We start from the raw sequence: 19,198 nt of genomic DNA, 5'->3' as shown, positions 1-19,198 counted from the left end.
GGCGGCCGGTCCGCACCCCTACCTGTCCAACGCCTCTCTCGTACCACCCTCTCCGGCTCGTCCCCGCCTCTCCCCGGGAGTCACGTTGAGAAGACCGCACCTGCTCTGGGCCGTGCTGCCCGTGCTCGGGTTCCTCAGTACGCCGTTCCTGCCGTTCGTCAACGGCCCGCACCTGTGGTTCGGGCTGCCGTCCGTCCTCGTCTGGTGCCTGTCCTGGACCGCCGGCACCACCGTCTGCCTCGCGCTCACCGAACGGCTCGCCCGGATGGACCGGGACGACGACCTCGCCGCCGCCCCGTCGGCCGGAGCCACCGAGGAGGCCGGCCGATGAGCCTCGACCCCACGACCGTCGTCACCCTCATCGGGATCGTCGGCCTGGCCGCCGTCGGCATCGGCGGACGCCGCCGCAAGCAGGACGGCATCGGCGAATGGACCGTCGCCAAGCGCGGCTTCGGGGCCTTCACCACCTGGTTCCTGCAGGCCGGCGAGGCGTTCACCACCTTCAGCTTCCTCGGCCTCGCCGGGATCGCCTTCGGCGGCGGCGTCGCCGCGTGCTTCGCCCTCTGCTACCTCTCCATCAACCTGATCCTGCAGTACTTCACGATGCCCCGGATGCGTGAACTCGGCGTCCAGGGCGGCTATCTCACCCAGGCCGACTTCTTCACCGACCGCTTCCGCAGCCCGCTGCTCGGCAAGGTCGTCGCCGTCGTCGGAGCCGTCTTCCTGCTCCCGTACCTCCAGCTCCAGATCACCGGACTCGGCATGATCGTCGAACTGGCCACCGGGAGCGCGGCGGGCGGACGGCTCTCCATGGTCCTCGCCACCGTCCTCACCGTCGGCTTCGTCCTGTGGTCCGGCATCCGCGGCATCGCCCGGGTCGCCTACCTCAAGGACTTCCTGATGGTGATCGGCCTGATCGTGCTCGCCGTCGGCGTCCTGGCCTCCCTCGACGGCGGCCTCGGCGGGCTCTTCACCACGATCCGAGAGGAGCGTCCGGCCCTGCTCGGCTTCGACCAGGAGGGGTACGACACCGCCTGGTTCATCAGCGCCGTGGTGATCTCCGGCATCGGCGGCGGCCTCGGCACCATGGCGCATCTGTGGCCGCCGGTCCTCGCCGCAGGCAGCGGCCGCGCGCTGCGCAAGAACGCCATCTGGCTGCCGCTGTATCAACTCGCCCTGATGATCCCGGTGATCGTCGGCTTCGCCGGTGTCCTCGGCCTCGCCCCCGACTCGCCGGGCAACGCCGTCGCCCTGACCCTCGCCGGACAGACCCTGCCGGGGTGGCTCGTCGGACTCGTCGCCGTCGCCGCGGCCTCCGCCGCGATGGTGCCCTCCGCCGCGATCATCGTCGGCATCTCCAGCCTGGTCTCCCGCAACCTCCTCGGCGTCCGGGGCGACCGGGCCCAGCTGCGGGTGACGCACGCCGTCGCGATCGCCGCCGCCGGACTCGCCCTGGTCCTCGGCCTCGCCCGCCCCGACCTGCTGTCCAACCTGCTGCTGCTGACGTACGGCGGTCTCACCCAGCTCGCCCCGGCGATCGTGATGGGCCTCGCCCGCCGCGTCCGGCTCAGCGCCACCGCCGCGCTCAGCGGGATCCTCACCGGCGTCGCGGTCCTGAGCTGGCTGACGTTCGGGGGCGTGGACATCGGCACGGTCGACCCGGGGCTGCCGGCGTTGCTGGCCAACATCGCGGTCACGGTGGCGGTGGAGGCTCTGCGGCGCCGAAGCCCGGCGGTGATTTCAGCCCGTCTGGGGGCACCTCCCGGCCGAAGGCTGGGGGAGCTCGAGGACGAGCCCGAAGGGCGATCGACGGTGCCCGAGCCGACGGAACGGATCAGGTCGACCTAGCCCGCCTCGGCCCCACCCTCCCCACCCGTCAACCGATCCACCGCATCCTGCATATGAGCCTCAAGCAGCGTCAGCAACCGCGGCTCGTCCGCCGCGCGGAGGGCCTCGATCAGGGCGGCGTGCTCCTCGACCATGGCCTGGGGGTCGGGGTGGCGGTGGGTGAGGGCCGAGAGGCACATACGGGTCTCGACGAAGAGGGTCTCCGCGATCCGGGCGAGCCGGCGGCTGCCGGACTCGGCGACCAGGATCTGGTGCCACTCCATGTCGGCGGCGCTGAGCCCGGTCATGTTCCCGCGCCGCGCCGCCGTCGCCATCGCCCGGTGGGCCTTGGCGAGGCGGTCGGCGGTGCGCTGCGGGTCCTGCCGCAGGACGAGGCGGCAGGCCGCGGCTTCCATGGCGGAACGGGTGAAGTAGATGTCGCGTACGTCGCCCTCGTCGAGCTTCGTGACGAAGACGCCGCGGTGCGGCTCGCTCACCGCGATGCCCTGCTGCACGAGACGCTGCATCGCCTCCCGCAACGGCCCCCGGCTGACGCCGAGTTGGGCCGCCAGCTCGGCCTCGCCGAGCTGGTGTCCGGGCGGCAGGCTGCCGTCCATGATGGCCTGGGTGAGCTGGGCCGCGATCGCGATGGCCGCGGGCTCCCGCTTCACGGGGCGCAGACTCTTCACTTCCGCCATCTTCGGTTTGTCCTTGGTCGGGGCGCGGCCGGGCTCAGGCCACGCCGGTGGTGATACGGGGATGGTGCGAGAGCGCGAACAGCGCGCCGAGGCCCGTGCGCGGCTTCGCGTCGCCCGCCAGGCGCAGGCCCTCCCAGGCGGAGACCTGGTTGGCGGTCAGGACCGGCTTGCCGAGGGCCTGTTCGAGGTCGTCGAGGTAGGCGATGGTGTGCAGGGCCGTGTCCGGCAGGAGGACCGCCTCCGCGTCCGGGTGGTCGTTGGACAGGGCGAGGTCCAGGACCTGGTCGCGGGTGAGGGTGCCGACCTCGGCGGCCGTGATGATGCCGCGCCCGGAGACCTGGACGACCTCGGCCCCGGCGGCTTCGAGGAAGCGTACGAAGTAGCCGGCGACGTCGTCCGGGTAGGTCGCCGCGATCGCGAGCCTGCGCACGCCGAGCGCCTGGACGGCGTGGGCGAAGGCGAAGGACGTCGAGGAGGCGCGGCTCACGGGCAGTCCCGCCGCCTCGGCGAGTTCCTCGACCTGGCGGAGAGCGCCCTTTGGGCCGTAGATGAAGCTGGCGCTGGTGCAGGCCCAGACGACGACGTCGGGGCTGTGCCGGGAGAGCTCGGTGAGGCCGTCGGCGAGGCGGTGGGTGGAGCCCATCTCCAGGAGGGCGTCCACGCGGTGCGCGTCCTCGCCCATGTCCGTGTGCACCAGGGGGAGTCGGGTGCCGTCGCCGAGCAGCGCTTCGAGGCGGGGGTAGTCGTCCTCGGCGGAGTGGCCCGGGTACAGAAATCCGACGCAGGTGGTCCGGTCAGGCATGGGTTCGATTTCCTTTCGCGCGGGAAGTTTAGCCCGCTGTCGACGAGACGACGAAAAGTTGTAGACATTCGACAATCTGCGAGCGGCCGATCATCGGCACCGGGGGATCAGGGCAGGTCGTACGGCAGGTCGGAGGGCACGTCGGACGCCAACTCGGCGGGCGCCGCGGGGGAGGCCGCGCCGGACTCGACGGGTGGGGGCGGCACGGCCGCCACGCGTGCTTGCGGGTCGATCAGGGCCTGGTAGTCGCCCACGGGCTTGACCCCGATGCGGCGCAGCGCCGCCCACATCGTGACCTGGTTCGCGGACAGCACCGGCATCCGCAGCTCGGCCTCCAGCTGCGGGATCACGTCGTAGGTGGGCAGATTGGTGCAGCTGATGAAGAGTGCCTCGGCGCCGCCGAGCGTGACGTGGCGGGCCATCTCGACCACGTCCCGGTAGGGCACCGCCCAGATCTTCCGGGTCAGGCCCAGATACTCGCGGCCGGTGACCTCGATGCCGACCTGGTGCAGGAAGTCGGCGAGCGAGTCCGTCACCGAGCGGGTGTACGGGGTGATCACGGCGAGCCTGCGCACCCGCAGGTCGGCGAGCGCCTCCAGGAGCGCCCCGGACGTGGTGACCGCCGGGAGCCCGCCGGACGCGCTGCTCATCTGGGCGCACATGGCCTGCTCCCCGGCGAGCCCGGCGACGAAGCTGCCCGAGGTGCAGGCGTACGCGAGGGTGCGCGGCTCGACCTCCTGGAGGGCCGAGACCGCGGCGCGCAGCGTCTCGTGCTCACTGATGAGGCGGGCCATGTCGAGGCTGACCTCGACGGGGACGAACGGGGTGCGGGTGATGTGCAGGGAGACCTCGTCCGGGACCCAGCGCCACAGCTCGCGGTCGAGGGCGAAGTCGAACGGTGCGACGACGCCGACGCCGCACTGGGGCAGTGGACCGCCCAGGGTGGTGATGTCCAACGCAGTTCCCCTTCGACGCTGCACGCGCACGGGCACGGTCGGCCGTGCGCCCTGGTGGACATGGAGTGGTGTTGTGGTGTGCACCCGTGCCGGGGAAGTCGCAGCAGGGGGCGTGGGGGTGCCCCGCGGGCTGTGCGGCCGTGGCGGTCTCCGGGCCCGGCGCGGCCTGTTCGCGCGGCCACCGGCACGGTAGATTGTTGACAATCTAAAGATCTGCTGCCTAGCGTGTCAATCCCTGCTGAGGGCGTCGTATCCCGTGCCCTGGCGCCCTGGTCCGGCCCTGGCGCGCGGCCCCGGGACGACGCCTCCAACGGCCCCTGACGCGGCGCCAGGGCCGGACTGGGGGCCGTTCGTACCGCGATCGAAGGGCGGCCTGCCGTATGACCGACAGCACCACTCCGCGCGTCCTGGTCCTCTCGGGTGAACCGCCGCCCGGCCTCGAACCGCTCGACGGCCGGGCCGAGCTGCGCCTCGTCACCGAGGACCGGCTCGCCGCCGAACTGCCCGCCGCGGACGCCCTGCTCGTCTGGGAGTTCGCCACCGACGCGCTGCCCGCCGCCTGGCCGCGCGCGGGCGGACCGCGCTGGGTGCACACGGCGAGCGCGGGCGTGGACCGGTTGATGTTCCGCGCCCTGGTCGATTCGGACACCGTCCTCACCAACGCGCGCGGCGTCTTCGAGCAGCCCATCGCGGAGTACGTCGCGGGCCAGATCCTCGCCCTCGCCAAGGATTTCGCGGGTACGTACGCCCGCCAGCGGGACCACGTCTGGCAGCACCGCGTCACGGAGCGGGTCGGCGGCACCCGCGCCGTGGTCGTCGGCGGCGGGCCCATCGGCCGGGCCACGGCACGCACGCTCGGCGCGCTCGGCCTGCGGGTCGCCCTGGTCGGCCGGACGGCCCGCGCGGACGACCCGGAGGTGGGCCGCGTGCACGCCTTCGCCGAGCTCGACGCGCTGCTCCCGGAGGCCGACTGGGTGGTGAGCGCGGCGCCGCTGACCGAGCAGACCAGGGACATGTTCGACGCCCGCGCCTTCGGCCTGATGAAGCGCGGGGCCCGTTTCCTGAACGTGGGGCGCGGCCCGCTCGTCGTCGAGGAGGACCTCCTGGAGGCGTTGCGCGCCGGGCGGTTGGGCGGCGCCGCGCTCGACGTGTTCCGCGAGGAGCCGCTGCCCGCCGACAGTCCGCTGTGGGAGGCGCCGGGGCTCCTGGTCTCGCCGCACATGTCGGCGGACACCACGACGTGGCTGGACGACCTGGCGGCGGTGTTCGTCGACAACTTCGGCCGCTGGCGCGCGGGCTGCCCGCTGCGCAACGTCGTCGACAAGAAGCTCGGTTACGTCCCGTACGCCGCCCCTGCTGATGGAGTGCTCCGATGACGAACGTGCAGGAAGAAGCCCGCGTGCCCGGCGGTTCGCTGTCCGGACCGGCGGCGCTCACCGCGACCGAGCTGATCGACCGGTACGCGTCCGGTGAGCTGTCCCCGGTGACCGCGACGGAGGCGGTGCTCGACCGGATCGCGGAGGTGGACCCGCGGGTCAACGCGTACTGCCTGGTCGACCGGGACGCGGCGCTCGCGCAGGCCGAGCAGAGCGCCGAGCGGTGGCGGCGCGGGCAGCCGCAGGGACTGGTCGACGGCGTGCCCACGTCCATCAAGGACCTGTTCCTGACCCGGGGTTGGCCGACGCTGCGCGGTTCGCTCAGCATCGCCGCCGAGCAGGCCTGGGACGCGGACGCGCCGTGCGTGGCTCGCCTTCGGGAGCAGGGCGCGGTGTTCGTGGGGAAGACGACGACGCCGGAGTTCGGCTGGAAGGGCGTCACCGACAATCCGCTGACCGGCGTGACCCGCAACCCCTGGGACCCGAGCCGGACTTCGGGCGGTTCCTCGGGCGGCAGCGCGGCGGCCGTCGCGGCCGGGATGGGGCCGCTGTCGGTGGGTACGGACGGCGGCGGTTCGGTGCGCATCCCGGCGGCGTTCTGCGGCGTCTTCGGCATGAAGCCGACGTACGGGCGGATCCCGCTGTTCCCCGCGAGCCCGTTCGGGACGCTCGCGCACGCGGGCCCGATGACGCGGACCGTCGCGGACGCGGCGCTCCTGATGGACGTGGTGTGCGGGGCGGACAGCCGCGACTGGTCCGGGCTCGCCCTGCCCGAGGGGAGCTTCCGCGCGGCCCTGGAGGCCGACTCGCTCGCGGGCCTGCGCATCGCCTACGCGCCGACGCTCGCGGACGCCGAGGTCGACCCGCAGATCGCCGCGCGGGTGGCGCGGGTGGCGAAGCTGCTCGCCGGTCTCGGGGCCGAAGTCCTGGAGGCGGCACCGGAGTTCGAGGACCCGGTGGAGGCGTACCACACCCTGTGGTTCACCGGCGCGGCGAAGGTCGTGGAGCACCTCGGGCCCGAGCAGCGCGCGCGGCTCGACCCGGGCCTTCAGGAGATCGTCGCGGAGGGCGCGGAGAAGAGCGCGCTCGACTACCTGGGCGCGGTGGACACCCGGATGGCGCTCGGCGTCCTGATGGGCGCCTTCCACGAGACGTACGACCTGCTGCTCACGCCGGCCGTTCCGTGCACGGCGTTCGCGGCGGGCGTGGAGTTCCCCGAGGGCAGCGGGCTGGCGCGGTGGACCGGGTGGACGCCGTTCTCGTACCCGTTCAACCTGACGCAGCAGCCCGCGGCCAGCGTGCCGTGCGGGACGACGGACGAAGGGCTGCCGGTGGGCGCGCAGTTGGTGGCGGCGCGGCACGGGGACGCGTTGGTGCTCAGGGCCGCGCATCTGCTGCAGCAGGAGCTGCTGCGGGAGGGCGTGGTGAGCACGGACCCGGTGGGCTGACCCCCGGGACGTGTCCCCTCCGAGAAGTGATGACACAGTGAGACATCACAGGTGAAGGGGCGGGCCGGACGGCCCGCCCCTTCACCTGTGCTCAGGCCCTGCGGAACTGCAGCGACTCGCCGAGCGCGCCCGCCCGCCACAGGTCCTGGCAGGCCTCCGCCATCTCGTCGAGGCCGTCGACGATCGTGCCCCAGACGATGCCGGGCACCCAGCCCTGGTCGCCGTTGATCAGGAGGTTGTTGCGCTCGTAGAACAGCGCGAGGTCGACGACCGTGCTGCGCTCGGCGTGCGCGGCCTGCCCGCCCTGCTGCTCGGCCGCCGCCTCGTACCCGTACGAGGAGGTGTTCAACTGCGTGTCCGTGAACGTGAAGTAGCAGAGGTCGCCCGGGATCGGGGTGATCGTCGGGTTCTCCAGCGGGGGCTCCTGCGGGGCGAACGGGGGGACCAGGGTGTAGATCTCGTTGCGGGCGTACTTCGCGTGGTAGACGTCGCCGCCGAGCGGCAGCGCGTTCCACACGGCCTGGCAGGTGACCGGGGCCTTGTCGTCGAGGAGCAGGGCGGTGCAGGTGACGCCGCGCTTGGGCAGCGAGACCTCGATGTGGCGGGCCATGGGCTTGACTCTCCGATGCGGTGGGTGCGGGCGGGCCGACAGGCGTGCGGGGCCGGGCTCGGGATCAGCTCAGCGGCATGGCGAGATAGCGGGTCTCCAGGAACTCGTCGATACCGACGGTGCCGCCCTCACGGCCGAGGCCCGACTGCTTGACCCCGCCGAACGGCGCCGCCGGGTTGGACACCACGCCCTTGTTCAGCCCGACCATGCCGGTGTCCAGGCGCTCGCCGAGCCGGAACGCCCGCTCCAGGCTCTGCGTGAAGACATAGCTGACCAGTCCGTACGGGGTGTCGTTGGCGGCGGCGACCACCTCGTCCTCGTCGGTGAACGTGAGCACCGGGGCCACGGGCCCGAAGATCTCCTGGTGCAGCATCGCCGCGTCGGCGGGGACGCCGGTCAGGACCGTCGGCCGGTAGAAGTACCCGTCGCCCGGGGCATGTTCGCCGCCGACCAGGGTCTTCGCACCGCGCCCCACCGCGTCCTCGACCAGCTCGTCGACCTTGCCGCGGCCGTCCGCGTCGATCAGCGGGCCGACGTCGACGCCCGGTTCGGTGCCGCGGCCCACGGTGAGGGCGCCCATCCGGGCGGCGAGGCGCTCGGCGAAGGCCCCGGCGACGCTCTCGTGGACGTACAGGCGGTTGGCGGCCGTGCAGGCCTCGCCCATGTTGCGCATCTTCGCGGCGAGGGCGCCCTCCACCGCGCGGTCCAGGTCGGCGTCCTCGAAGACCAGGAACGGGGCGTTGCCGCCGAGCTCCAGGGAGACCCGCAGGACCTGCGCGGCCGACTGCTCCAACAGCAGCCGCCCGACGGCCGTCGACCCCGTGAACGACAGCTTCCGGATGATCCCGCCGCGAAGCAGCGGCTCGACGACCTCACCCGGGCGGCTGGTCGTCAGGACGTTCAGCACACCGTCCGGCAGGCCCGCCTCGCGCAGGATCCCGGCGAGCGCGAGCAGCGACAGCGGGGTCTGCTCGGCGGGCTTGACGATCATCGTGCAGCCCGCGGCGACGGCCGGGCCGATCTTGCGCGTACCCATCGCGAGCGGGAAGTTCCACGGCGTGATCAGCAGCACCGGGCCCACCGGGCGGCGCATCACGACGAAGCGGTCCTTGCCGTCGGGCGAGGTCTGGAACCCGCCGTCGATCCGGACGGCCTCCTCGGCGAACCAGCGGAAGAACTCCGCCGCGTACGCCACCTCGCCCTTGGCCTCGGCCAGCGGCTTGCCCATCTCCAGGGTCATCAGGAGCGCGAGGTCGTCCTTGCGCTCAAGCAGCAGTTCGTAGGCCCTGCGCAGAATCTCGCCGCGCTCGCGCGGAGCCGTCGCCGCCCAGGCCTCCTGCGCCGCGCCCGCCGCCTCGGCCGCCGCGCGGGCGTCCTGCGCGTCCGCGTCCGCGACGGTGCGCAGCTCGCGGGCGAGGGCCGGGTCCTCCACCGGGAACCGCGCCCCGGAGGCGGCCGGGCGCCAGCTCCCGCCGATGAAGAGTCCGTCCGGCACGGCGTCGACGACGGCCCGCTCGTGTTGCGTCCAAGTGCTCACGCGTACTCCCGCTCAACTCGCCTATGGACAGCGTCTGAAATGGCATGCTTGCATGCGTGCAGGTTGTTGACAATCCTACGATGAATCGACAGTCCTGAGAACGCCCCGAGAGGCCCCCGGGCACGCCCCGGGAAGTCCCTCGGGTGACCGAGAGCCGTGCCGTAAGCGTCCGAGGAGACGTCCCATGAGTGCACTGTCCCCCGTCCTGAAGCAGGCAACGCAGGTCCTGGCCGTACGCGGCGAGGGTGTCCACCTCTACGACGAATCCGGGCGCGCCCACCTGGACTTCACCGCCGGGATCGGCGTCACCAGCACCGGGCACTGCCACCCGCGCGTGGTCGCCGCCGCGCAGGACCAGGTCGGAAAGCTGGTGCACGGCCAGTACACGACGGTCCTGCACCAGCCGCTGCTGACCCTGACCGAGCGCCTCGGCGAGGTCCTGCCCGCCGGGATCGACTCGCTGTTCTACGTCAACTCCGGCTCCGAGGCCGTCGAGGCGGCCATGCGCCTGGCCAAGCAGGCCACAGGGCGGCCCAACATCGTCGCCTTCCAGGGCGGCTTCCACGGGCGCACGATGGCTGCCGCCTCGATGACGACCTCGGCCACCAAGTTCCGCTCCGGGTACGGCCCGCTGATGCCCGGCGTCGCCCTCGCCCCGTTCCCGAACGCCTTCCACTACGGCTGGGACGAGGAGACCGCGACCCGCTTCGCGCTGCGCGAGCTGGACCAGCTGCTCGCCACGGTCACGGCCCCCGCCGACACCGCCGCGTTCATCGTCGAACCGGTCCTCGGCGAGGGCGGGTACGTACCGGCCAACACCGCCTTCCTCCAGGGGCTCAGGGAGCGCGCCGACCGGCACGGCATCCTGCTGATCCTGGACGAGGTGCAGACCGGCTTCGGCCGCACCGGCAAGTTCTGGGGCCACGACCACTTCGGCGGCAGGCCCGACATCGTCGTCACCGCGAAGGGCCTGGCCAGCGGCTTCCCGCTGTCGGCCATCGCCGCCCCGGAGGCGCTGATGGCGAAGGCCTGGCCGGGCTCGCAGGGCGGTACGTACGGCGGGAACGCGGTCGCGTGCGCCGCCGCCATCGCCACGCTCGACGTCATCCAGGACGAGAAGCTCGTCGAGAACGCGGCCACGCGCGGCGCCCAGCTCTTCTCGGGCCTGCGCGAGGTCGCCGCGCGGCACGCGGCGGGCGAGGGCCGCGCCGGCATCGGCGACGTGCGCGGGCTCGGCCTGATGGCGGGCACCGAGTTCACCGACGCCGAGGGCGAGCCGGACGGCGCCACCGCCGCGAAGGTGCACGCCGCGGCGGGGGAGCGCGGCCTGCTGCTGCTCACCTGCGGCACCCAGGGCCAGGTGGTCCGCATGATCCCGCCGCTCGTCGTGAACGAGGGCGAGGTCGCGGAGGGCCTGCGGCTGTGGACGGAGTCCGTGGACGCGGTCCTGGGCGGGTGAGGCCGCACTGACCCACCCCACCGCCAAGTCACCCCGTACACCGAGGAGTTGAGCCCGCATGTCCACCTCTGCCGAGCCGCGCACCGACACCCCCGCACGGCGCACCCTGGCACGGCTGGAACGGGACCTGCGGGCCGCCGTCGTGAGCGGCGAGGTCGCCTTCGGGGCCCGCCGCCGCGCCGAGTACGCCCAGGACGCCTCCACCTACCGGCAGGTCCCGGCCGCCGTGGTGCTGCCCGGCTCCACCGACGAGCTGGTCGACACGCTCGCGGTCTGCCACCGGTACGGCATGGCCGTCACACTGCGCGGCGCGGGCACCTCGATCGCCGGGCAGGCGGTCGGGGACGGCGTCGTCGTCGACACCTCGCGCCACCTCGGCGCCGTGCTCGACGTCGACCCCGAGGTCCGCACCGCGCGCGTGGAGCCCGGCGTGGTCCTCGACGACCTGCAGCAGGTGCTCCGCCCGTACGGCCTGCGGTTCGGGCCCGACCCGTCGACGCATGCCCGCTGCACCGTCGGCGGCATGATCGGCAACAACGCCTGCGGCACCCACTCCGTCGCCTGGGGCCGCACGGCGGACAACGTCGTCGAGCTCGACGTGGTGACGTACGACGGACACCGCATGACCCTGCGGAAGCTCAGCGAGGAGGAGCTGCTGCGGGTCATCGAGGCGGGCGGCCGGCGCGGCGAGATCCACGCCCGGCTCCGGGACCTGCGGGACGCCCATCTCGCCCTGCTCCGCACCGAGTTCGGCCGCTTTCCTCGCCAGGTGTCCGGCTACAGCCTGGAACATCTGCTGCCCGAGCGCGGCTTCGACCCGGCTGCCGTCCTCGTCGGTACGGAGGGCACCTGCGCGGTCGTCCTCGCCGCCACCGTCCGGCTCGTCCCGCTGCCCGCCCGCCGCACCCTCGTCGCCCTGGGCTTCGCCGACCTGCCCGCGGCGGGCGACGCGGCCCGGCACGTCCTGGAGCACCACCCGATCGCCTGCGAGGGCCTCGGCGGCGACCAGGTGGCGGCCCTGCGCCGCAACGTTCCCGACGCCGAACCGGAGAAGCTCCTGCCGGAGGGCCGGGGCTGGCTGCTCTGCGAGTTCGGGTACTCCGATTCCGACATCGCCGCTCAAGACCCCCACTCCGACGAGGAGTTGGCGGCCGCCCTGCGCCGCGACACCGGCGCGATCGCCGTCCGGCTCGTCGCCGACCCCGCCGAGCAGGCCGCGCTCTGGCGGATCCGCGAGGACAGCTCGGGCCTCGCCACCCGCGCCCCGGACGGCTCGGAGGCCTGGCCCGGCTGGGAGGACTCCGCCGTCCCCGTCGAGCACCTCGGCGACTATCTGCGGGACCTGGAATCGCTGCTCGCCCGGCACGGACTGCAGGGCACGCCGTACGGGCACTTCGGCGAGGGCTGCGTACACATCAGGATCGACTTCGACCACGAGACGCCGGAAGGTCTGCGCACGTTCCGGCAGTTCATGACGGACGCGGCCCGGCTCGTCGCCTCGCACGGCGGCACGCTGTCCGGGGAGCACGGGGACGGGCAGGCCCGCGCCGAGTTCCTGCCGCTGGTCTACAGCCCCGAGGCGATGGCCGCGTTCGCCGACTTCAAGGACGTGTGGGACCCGGAGAACCGGCTCAACCCCGGCATCCTCGTCCACCCCCGCCCCGCCGACGAACGCCTCCGCATCCGGCCGGGGCACCGGCCGCAACTGCCGCTCACCACGACCCTCGCCCTCGCCGAGGACGACGGCGACCTGAGCCGCGCGCTGCGCCGCTGCGTCGGCATCGCCAAGTGCCGCACGTCGTCCGGCGGCGTGATGTGCCCGAGCTACCGCGCGACGCGCGACGAGAAGGACTCCACCCGCGGCCGCGCCCGCGTCCTCTACGAGATGGTGCAGGGCGACGTGGTCACGGCCGGCTGGCGCTCGAAGGAGGTACGGCAGTCCCTGGACCTGTGCCTGTCCTGCAAGGGCTGCAAGAGCGACTGCCCGGTCGGCGTCGACATGGCCACGTACAAGGCGGAGTTCCTGCACCAGCACTACCGCGGCCGGCTGCGCCCCGTCACGCACTACACCCTGGGCCGGCTCCCGCTGTGGGCCCGGCTGGCCGGGAAGGCGCCGCGCCTCGCCAACGCGGTGACGCAGAACCCGGCCGCGGCGGCCCTGCTCAAGCGGATGGGCGGGATCGCCCCGCAGCGCGCGGTGCCGCTGTTCGCGACGCAGCGGTTCCGCCGCTGGTTCGAGTCCCGTCCCGCACCTGCCTCGGAGGGTGAACGGCAGCAGGTCCTGCTCTGGCCGGACACGTTCACGGAGTTCTTCACGCCCGAGGTCGGACGGGCAGCGGTGGAGGTCCTGGAGAGCGCGGGCTTCGAGGTGCTCCTGCCTCCCGACCGGCTCTGCTGCGGCCTCACCTGGCTGACCACCGGCCAACTCGACGCCGCGCGCAGGCGGTTGAGCCGCACGCTCGACGCCGTCGACCCGTATCTGCGCCGCGGGATCCCCCTGGTCGGCCTGGAGCCCAGCTGCACGTCCCTGTTCCGCAGCGACGGTACGGAACTCCTCGCCGGGGATGAACGGGCCCGGCGCGCCGCCGAGCAGACCCTGACGTTCGCCGAGCTCCTGGACCGGCGCGCCCCCGACGCCCCGTTCGCCCGCCTGGACACCACGGCCCTCACCCAGACCCACTGCCACCAGCACGCCACGCTCGGCAGCGCCGCCGACGACCGGGTCCTCGCCCGCGTCGGCGTCGACAGCGGCCGCCTCGACTCCGGCTGCTGCGGCCTGGCGGGCAACTTCGGCTTCGAGCGGGGGCATTACGACGTGTCGGTGCAGGTCGGAGAGCAGGCGCTGCTGCCTGCGTTGCGGGCGGCGCCGGATGAGGCGGTGGTGTTGGCGGACGGGTTCAGTTGCCGTACGCAGATCGATCAGCTGTCGTCCCGGCGGGCCCGGCACCTGGCTGAGCTGCTGCGGGACGCGCTGCCCCGATAGGGGCGCGGGGCTGTGACATCGGCGGCTCCGCCGCGGGGCGCGACCAGCCACGGCGGCGCGGCAGCCGAACGACGGCAAAGGGAGCCCCTCCGGCGATTGAGGAGCCGGGGTCCGGGGGCGGAGCCCCCCGTGGCGGGGCCCGAGTCGACGGCACCCTCACGCCCACCTGGGCTCCCGCACCAACCCCGACTTCACCCCCGCCCCACACAACGGCACCGCCACCGTCCGCTCCCCGAAGCGCCCGCCCCGTACCGCCGCCCAGCACACCGCGGCCGTCGACTCGACGAACAGGCCGCGCTCGGCGAGATCCCGCTGGGCGGAGGCGATCGCCGGGTCCGGGACCGTGAGGAAGCCGCCGCCGAACTGCCGTACCGCGGCCAGGATCTGCCGGGCGCGCGGCGGCCGGGGGATGGCGATGCCCTCGGCGTACGTGGGCCGCGAAGGGTACGGCTCCGGCGGCAGGTCGGCGGCCCCCTCCGCCCAGGCCGCCGCGACCGGGGCGACGGCCGCGGCCTGCACCCCGTACAGCGCCGGGAAGCGCCCGATCTGCCCGGCGGAGTGCAGCTCGCGCAGGGCGAGCGCGGCGCCCAGGAGCAGGGTGCCGTTGCCGACGGGCACGACCAGGACATCGGGCAGACGGCCGCCGAGGTCCTCCCAGAGTTCGAGGACGTACGTCTTCGTGCCGTGCAGGAAGTACGGATTGTGCACGTGGGACGCGTAGAACGTGCCGGGTTCGTCGGCCGCCGCGCGGGCCGCGAGCGCCGTGGCCTCGCGGTCGCCGGGGACCGTCTCGACGTGCGCGCCGTGCGCCCGGATCTGCTCCAGCTTCTTCGGCGAGGTGGTGACGGGCACGTACACCGTGCAGTCAAGGCCGGCGCGGGCGGTGTACGCGGCGACGGCCGTGCCCGCGTTGCCACTGCTGTCGGCGACGACCCGCTCGGGGGCGAGGCGGCGGGCCAGCTCGGCGAGGAGGACGGCGCCGCGGTCCTTGAAGGAGAGCGTCGGCATCAGGAAGTCCAGCTTCGCCGTGATCGTCTCCGTCAGGTCGACGAGCGGGGTCCGGCCCTCGCCGAGGCTCACCTCGGGCGCGGCGAGCGGCAGTGAACCGGAGTACCGCCACAGCGAGTTGACCCGCCCGGCGAGCGCCTTGAGATCGGTGGGCGTCGGATGGAAGTCCAGGTCGAGGGGGCCGCGGCAGACCGGGCAGCACCAGGCGAGGGAGCCCGCGCGCACCCGGGTGCCGTCCGCTGGGCAGACGAAGTCCGGCAGAGACATCATGAACCGACCTTAGATCTTCAAGTGCCGTGAATCCGCTCATGTGCTGACTGATAGCGACTGTTGGCGATTAGTGCACGAATGGTGCTGACTGGTCATCATGTCGGCGGCGTGGCAGCACGGTTACGTCGTACCGGCCTCTTGTGGGAATCCTGTGGATCAGCCAATCTTTCGGACGGCGACCGGCCCAGAACGTCTGTGCGGCGGGCCTGGTCGTGTTCCTTGTGCACGCTCGCCCAGTTCGTTGCTCGTGCTCGTGCTTCACGCTCTCCTGCCCGATCGGCGCTTCGGCGTGCACACCTGCACCACCACCCCCACCAGCGCACCATCGACGAGGAGGATCCCTCAGATGGCACTGAAGAGAACCGCACGGCGAAGATTCGCAGGCACCACCGGCCTCGCCGTCGCGGCCCTCGCGCTCGGCGTCCTCGCCGCACCCCAGGCGGGAGCGGCCGACGCCCGAGTCGGCACCATCGAGAACGCCGGGGCGCCCGGCGCGATCGCGGACAGCTACATCGTGACCCTCAAGAAGAGCGCGGCGAAGTCGAGTTCGGCGAAGGGCAAGAGCCTGGCGAAGGGGTACGGCGCGAAGATCGAGCGCACGTACACCGCCGCGCTGAACGGCTACGAGGTCGAGGCATCGAAGGCCGAGGCGGAGCGGTTCGCGGCCGACCCGGCGGTGGCCTCGGTGGTCCAGAACCGGACCTTCACCATCGACGCCACGCAGCCCAACCCGCCGTCCTGGGGCCTGGACCGGATCGACCAGAAGTCCCTTCCCCTGAACCAGAGTTACACCTACCCGGACAAGGCCGGCGAGGGTGTGACCGTGTACGTCATCGACACCGGCGTCCGCATCAGCCACAGCGACTTCGGCGGCCGTGCCTCGTACGGCTATGACGCCGTCGACAACGACAACACCGCGCAGGACGGCCACGGCCACGGCACGCACGTCGCGGGCACGGTGGCCGGGACCGCGCACGGGGTGGCGAAGAAGGCGAAGGTCGTCGGCGTCCGCGTCCTCGACAACCAGGGCTCGGGCACGACCGCGGGTGTCGTCGCGGGCATCGACTGGGTCACGAACAACGCCGTGAAGCCGGCCGTGGCCAACATGAGCCTCGGCGGCGGCGCGGACTCGGCCCTCGACACGGCCGTCCGCAACTCCATCGCCTCCGGCGTGACCTACTCGCTCGCGGCGGGCAACGAGTCCACCGACGCCTCCACCCGCTCCCCGGCACGCGTCACCGAGGGCATCACCGTAGGCGCCACCACCAGCACGGACGCCAAGGCGAGCTACTCCAACTACGGCAGCGTCCTGGACATCTTCGCGCCGGGCTCGTCCATCACATCGACCTGGAACACCGGGGACAGCGCCACCAACACGATCTCCGGTACGTCGATGGCGGCCCCGCACGTCGCGGGCGCGGCGGCCCTGCACCTGGCGGGCGCGCCGAGCGCCACCCCGGCGCAGGTGCGGGACGCGCTGGTCGCCGCGGCCAGCACGGGCGTCGTCACGAGCCCCGGCAGCGGCTCGCCGAACCGTCTCCTGAACGTCGGCCCGGGCGACACCACGCCGCCCGGCAAGCGCTTCGAGAACGCCACGGACTACGCGATCAACGACAACGCGACCGTCGACTCGCCGCTCCCGGTCACCGGCGTCTCCGGCAGGGCCCCGGCCGCGCTGCAGGTGCCGGTGAACATCGCCCACACCTACATCGGCGACCTGCGCGTCCAGCTGATCGCCCCGGACGGCACCGCGTACACGCTGAAGGGGTACGGCACGGGCGGCAGCGCGAACGACATCAACACCACGTACACGGTGAACGCCTCGTCCGAGACGGCGGACGGCACCTGGAAGCTCCGGGTCAGCGACAACGCGAGCTATGACACCGGGAAGATCGACTCCTGGGCGCTGCAGTTCTAGCGCGCTCGGGTCCGGCTGCCTGAAGGGGCCCGGAACGTTGCCGGCGCCGGCAACGTTCCGGGCCCCTTTCCTGTATGACGGCCTGTCAACTGTGCTTCATGGCCAACTCGCCCCGTACCGCCGCGTCCGCGCCCTCCGCGAGCAGTCCGAGCAGTCCGAGGAGCGGCCACACAACGGCGGCCGCGAACACGGTGCCCCTGCCTGCATCCCTCGCGGCGTCCGCCCAGCGGGCCGTGAGCGCGTTCAGCGCCCGCACCCGTCCCCCGGTTCACGGCCATCTGCCGCCCCCGGCCCCGCTGCCCCGACGTACGATTCGCGCGACCGTTCGCATGTACCGCCGTCCGATCCCGACCAGGAGCACCGTACCCGTGGCCATACCCCCGCCGCCCCAGGGCCCGCAGCCGCCGCCTTACGGGCAGGGCGCTCCGCCGCCGTACGGCTGGCAGCCGCCCTATCCGTACCCGCAGCAGCCGCAGTCGACCAACGGGCTGGCCGTCACGTCGATGGTGCTCGGCATCCTGTGCTTCCTGCCGCCGCTCGGCCTGGTCCTCGGGCTCGTCGCGCTCTCGCAGATCAAGCGGAACGGGCAGCGCGGCAAGGGCATGGCGGTCGCGGGCGTCACCCTCTCCTCGATCGGTACCGCCTTCGTCGTGCTCGCCTTCTCGCTCGGCTGGGCCGCGAGCTTCTGGGGCGGCTTCACGGGCGCGGCCGAGGAGTCGCGGGACGACCGCTCGGCGTTCTCGCTGGCGGAGGGGGACTGCTTCGACTCGCCCACGGGCAAGCTGGAGGGCGAGACCTACGACGTGGACATCGTGGACTGCGCGCAGCCCCATGACGGCGAGGCGTACGGCAACTTCCGCCTCGACGAAGGGCCTTACCCCGGCGTGGACCGCATCAGCCGCCTCGCCGAGGAACGCTGTGCGGCCTTCTCCGAGGGCTACTTCGGTGACCGCGCGGCGTCCTCCGGCAACGTCTACGACTACTACTTCTACCCGACCGCGCGGAGCTGGTCCCTCGGCGACCGCACCGTGACCTGCCTCGTCGGCGCGGAGGACGGCGGCAAGCTCACCGGCTCGCTGCGGGACACGACGGGCGGCGGGTCCGACGGAGGTTCTGGATCCACCGGGGGCCAGGACGGCGACCCGGGCGGCCTCGAAGGCGACCCGGGCGGCCTCGACGGCAACCCCGGTGAGGGTGCCGCGGTCTCCGTCAAGACAAGTCATCACTTCGGGTGATTCTCTGGCCTAAGGTTGCGGTCCTCAACCGTGGGTTGTCAGGCTGTTGCTGTCTGTCAACCTGATGGGAGTGGCTCGTGACAATCGGTGAGCAGCCGGCGTATCTGCGCGTTGCCGACGATCTTCGCAAGCAGATCGTCAACGGCGCGCTCCCGCCCCACACCCGGCTGCCCTCGCAGGCACGCATCCGCGAGGAGTACGGGGTCTCGGACACCGTCGCCCTCGAGGCCCGCAAGGTCCTGATGGCCGAGGGCCTGGTCGAGGGCCGCTCCGGCTCCGGCACCTATGTGCGGGAGCGCCCGGTGCCGCGCCGCGTCGCCCGCTCCGCGTACCGGTCGAGCGGCTCCACGCCCTTCCGGCAGGAGCAGGCCGAGGCCGGGGCGCGCGGCACGTGGGAGTCCCGCAGCGAACAGGTCGAGGCCGACCCGGAGATCGCCGAGCGGCTCGCGATCAAGCCGGGCGACCGCGTGATGCGGACGAAGTACGTCTTCCGGGACGCCGGTGAGCCCATGATGCTCTCCACCTCCTGGGAGCCCCTGGCGGTCACGGGGCGTACGCCGGTGATGCTCCCCGAGGAGGGCCCGCTCGGCGGCTGCGGCGTGGTCGAGCGGATGGCCGCGATCGACGTGATCGTCGACAACGTCGCGGAGGAGGTCGGCGCCCGCCCCGGCCTCGCCGGGGAGCTCCTCGCGCTCGGCGGCGTGCCGGGCCATGTCGTCCTCGTCATCGAGCGGACGTACTTCGCCTCGGGCCGCCCTGTCGAGACGGCGGACGTGGTCGTGCCCGCCGACCGGTACCGCGTGGCGTACCACCTGCCGGTGAAGTGACCGCGAGCCCGTGAAGCGAGGCGCCCCCCGCCCGTGACGGGGGCTCAACTCCCCGCCCGCGTACGGTCTTCGGTGCTGACGCACAGGCCTTGAGGGGCGCACGCGAGCCGTGCGCCCCCTCGGACTTGGTCCGGTCCTGGCCGATTGCGTATCTCTTTGTGCTATTCCGTATCCGCTGTGTGAAGTCCGGGCGTACGCTCGGGCATATGCGTCACGGGATTGCGTCAGCGGACGGGAGACGGCC

The 19,198-nt window shown here is 72.8% G+C and carries 16 protein-coding genes; 9 read left to right on the top strand and 7 right to left on the bottom strand.

Annotated elements, in window-relative coordinates; genetic code table 11:
• The first annotated feature begins 85 nt into the window (after positions 1-85).
• Together RCO28_RS07560 and RCO28_RS07555 are read left to right on the top strand one after the other, a co-directional pair.
• The gene (locus RCO28_RS07560) at positions 86-331 is read left to right on the top strand and encodes a hypothetical protein (protein ID WP_308940176.1); all 246 of its coding nucleotides are present in this window, start codon (positions 86-88) and stop codon (positions 329-331) included.
• Positions 328-1,848 (top strand): sodium:solute symporter family protein, encoded by a 1,521-nt coding sequence (locus tag RCO28_RS07555; protein WP_308940175.1) that lies wholly within the window; start codon positions 328-330, stop codon positions 1,846-1,848. The genes RCO28_RS07560 and RCO28_RS07555 overlap by 4 nt, the downstream gene beginning before the upstream one ends.
• Here RCO28_RS07555 and RCO28_RS07550 read toward each other — a convergent pair.
• The 3 genes from RCO28_RS07550 to RCO28_RS07540 form a co-directional block, all read right to left on the bottom strand.
• Positions 1,845-2,525 carry a GntR family transcriptional regulator gene (locus RCO28_RS07550; protein ID WP_308940174.1) on the bottom strand — a complete coding sequence of 227 codons (681 nt, stop codon included), beginning with the start codon at positions 2,523-2,525 and terminating at the stop codon, positions 1,845-1,847. The genes RCO28_RS07555 and RCO28_RS07550 overlap by 4 nt on opposite strands.
• 34 nt (positions 2,526-2,559) lie before the next feature.
• On the bottom strand, positions 2,560-3,327 hold the full coding sequence (locus tag RCO28_RS07545) for a decarboxylase (RefSeq protein ID WP_308940173.1): 768 nt from the start codon (positions 3,325-3,327) through the stop codon (positions 2,560-2,562).
• Between the two features lie 107 nt (positions 3,328-3,434).
• Positions 3,435-4,283, bottom strand: a complete 849-nt coding sequence (locus RCO28_RS07540) for a decarboxylase (RefSeq protein WP_308940172.1) — start codon at positions 4,281-4,283, stop codon at positions 3,435-3,437.
• A 380-nt stretch (positions 4,284-4,663) separates the two neighbouring features.
• Here RCO28_RS07540 and RCO28_RS07535 point away from each other — a divergent pair, with 380 nt between their 5' ends.
• On the top strand, positions 4,664-5,659 hold the full coding sequence (locus tag RCO28_RS07535) for a D-2-hydroxyacid dehydrogenase (RefSeq protein ID WP_308940171.1): 996 nt from the start codon (positions 4,664-4,666) through the stop codon (positions 5,657-5,659).
• A complete protein-coding gene (locus RCO28_RS07530) occupies positions 5,656-7,107 on the top strand; it encodes an amidase (RefSeq protein WP_308940170.1) in 1,452 nt (483 codons plus the stop codon). The genes RCO28_RS07535 and RCO28_RS07530 overlap by 4 nt, the downstream gene beginning before the upstream one ends.
• A 91-nt stretch (positions 7,108-7,198) precedes the next feature.
• Here RCO28_RS07530 and RCO28_RS07525 read toward each other — a convergent pair whose 3' ends face one another.
• On the bottom strand, positions 7,199-7,717 hold the full coding sequence (locus RCO28_RS07525; RefSeq protein WP_308940169.1) for a DUF3830 family protein: 519 nt from the start codon (positions 7,715-7,717) through the stop codon (positions 7,199-7,201).
• Positions 7,718-7,781: 64 nt separating this feature from the next.
• Positions 7,782-9,254 (bottom strand): NAD-dependent succinate-semialdehyde dehydrogenase, encoded by a 1,473-nt coding sequence (locus RCO28_RS07520; protein WP_308940168.1) that lies wholly within the window; start codon positions 9,252-9,254, stop codon positions 7,782-7,784.
• Between the two features lie 184 nt (positions 9,255-9,438).
• Between RCO28_RS07520 and RCO28_RS07515 the strand changes: the two genes are divergently transcribed.
• Positions 9,439-10,713, top strand: coding sequence for an aminotransferase class III-fold pyridoxal phosphate-dependent enzyme (locus RCO28_RS07515; RefSeq protein WP_308940167.1), 1,275 nt, complete (start codon positions 9,439-9,441; stop codon positions 10,711-10,713).
• A gap of 58 nt (positions 10,714-10,771) precedes the next feature.
• Positions 10,772-13,696: an FAD-linked oxidase C-terminal domain-containing protein gene (locus tag RCO28_RS07510; protein WP_308940166.1), complete on the top strand. Its 2,925-nt coding sequence runs from the start codon at positions 10,772-10,774 to the stop codon at positions 13,694-13,696.
• Between the two features lie 156 nt (positions 13,697-13,852).
• Here the strand turns inward: RCO28_RS07510 and RCO28_RS07505 are convergent, their stop codons facing one another.
• Positions 13,853-14,974 (bottom strand): pyridoxal-phosphate dependent enzyme, encoded by a 1,122-nt coding sequence (locus RCO28_RS07505; RefSeq protein ID WP_308940165.1) that lies wholly within the window; start codon positions 14,972-14,974, stop codon positions 13,853-13,855.
• 346 nt (positions 14,975-15,320) lie between these two features.
• On the opposite strand from RCO28_RS07505, the gene RCO28_RS07500 reads away from it, so the two are divergent.
• Complete coding sequence (locus RCO28_RS07500) at positions 15,321-16,892, top strand: S8 family serine peptidase (protein WP_308940164.1); 1,572 nt, start codon at positions 15,321-15,323, stop codon at positions 16,890-16,892.
• 85 nt (positions 16,893-16,977) lie between these two features.
• Here the strand turns inward: RCO28_RS07500 and RCO28_RS07495 are convergent, their stop codons facing one another.
• Positions 16,978-17,148 carry a hypothetical protein gene (locus RCO28_RS07495; protein ID WP_308940163.1) on the bottom strand — a complete coding sequence of 57 codons (171 nt, stop codon included), beginning with the start codon at positions 17,146-17,148 and terminating at the stop codon, positions 16,978-16,980.
• Positions 17,149-17,260: 112 nt separating this feature from the next.
• Here RCO28_RS07495 and RCO28_RS07490 point away from each other — a divergent pair, with 112 nt between their 5' ends.
• Positions 17,261-18,127, top strand: coding sequence for a DUF4190 domain-containing protein (locus RCO28_RS07490; RefSeq protein ID WP_308940162.1), 867 nt, complete (start codon positions 17,261-17,263; stop codon positions 18,125-18,127).
• A gap of 77 nt (positions 18,128-18,204) precedes the next feature.
• Positions 18,205-18,954, top strand: a complete 750-nt coding sequence (locus RCO28_RS07485; RefSeq protein ID WP_308940161.1) for a GntR family transcriptional regulator — start codon at positions 18,205-18,207, stop codon at positions 18,952-18,954.
• Positions 18,955-19,198: the final 244 nt, after the last annotated feature.

The organism is Streptomyces sp. LHD-70, assembly GCF_031157275.1.
GTDB lineage: Bacteria > Actinomycetota > Actinomycetes > Streptomycetales > Streptomycetaceae > Streptomyces.
Note: the sequence above shows the minus strand (reverse complement) of the source record. Positions and strands in the feature narration are given on the sequence as shown.

Coding starts and splice junctions, on each gene's coding strand:
- RCO28_RS07555 (WP_308940175.1), top strand. CDS start 328: ATGAGCCTCGACCCCACGACCGTCGTCACCCTCATCGGGATCGTCGGC.
- RCO28_RS07550 (WP_308940174.1), bottom strand. CDS start 2,525: ATGGCGGAAGTGAAGAGTCTGCGCCCCGTGAAGCGGGAGCCCGCGGCC.
- RCO28_RS07545 (WP_308940173.1), bottom strand. CDS start 3,327: ATGCCTGACCGGACCACCTGCGTCGGATTTCTGTACCCGGGCCACTCC.
- RCO28_RS07535 (WP_308940171.1), top strand. CDS start 4,664: ATGACCGACAGCACCACTCCGCGCGTCCTGGTCCTCTCGGGTGAACCG.
- RCO28_RS07530 (WP_308940170.1), top strand. CDS start 5,656: ATGACGAACGTGCAGGAAGAAGCCCGCGTGCCCGGCGGTTCGCTGTCC.
- RCO28_RS07525 (WP_308940169.1), bottom strand. CDS start 7,717: ATGGCCCGCCACATCGAGGTCTCGCTGCCCAAGCGCGGCGTCACCTGC.
- RCO28_RS07515 (WP_308940167.1), top strand. CDS start 9,439: ATGAGTGCACTGTCCCCCGTCCTGAAGCAGGCAACGCAGGTCCTGGCC.
- RCO28_RS07510 (WP_308940166.1), top strand. CDS start 10,772: ATGTCCACCTCTGCCGAGCCGCGCACCGACACCCCCGCACGGCGCACC.
- RCO28_RS07505 (WP_308940165.1), bottom strand. CDS start 14,974: ATGATGTCTCTGCCGGACTTCGTCTGCCCAGCGGACGGCACCCGGGTG.
- RCO28_RS07500 (WP_308940164.1), top strand. CDS start 15,321: ATGGCACTGAAGAGAACCGCACGGCGAAGATTCGCAGGCACCACCGGC.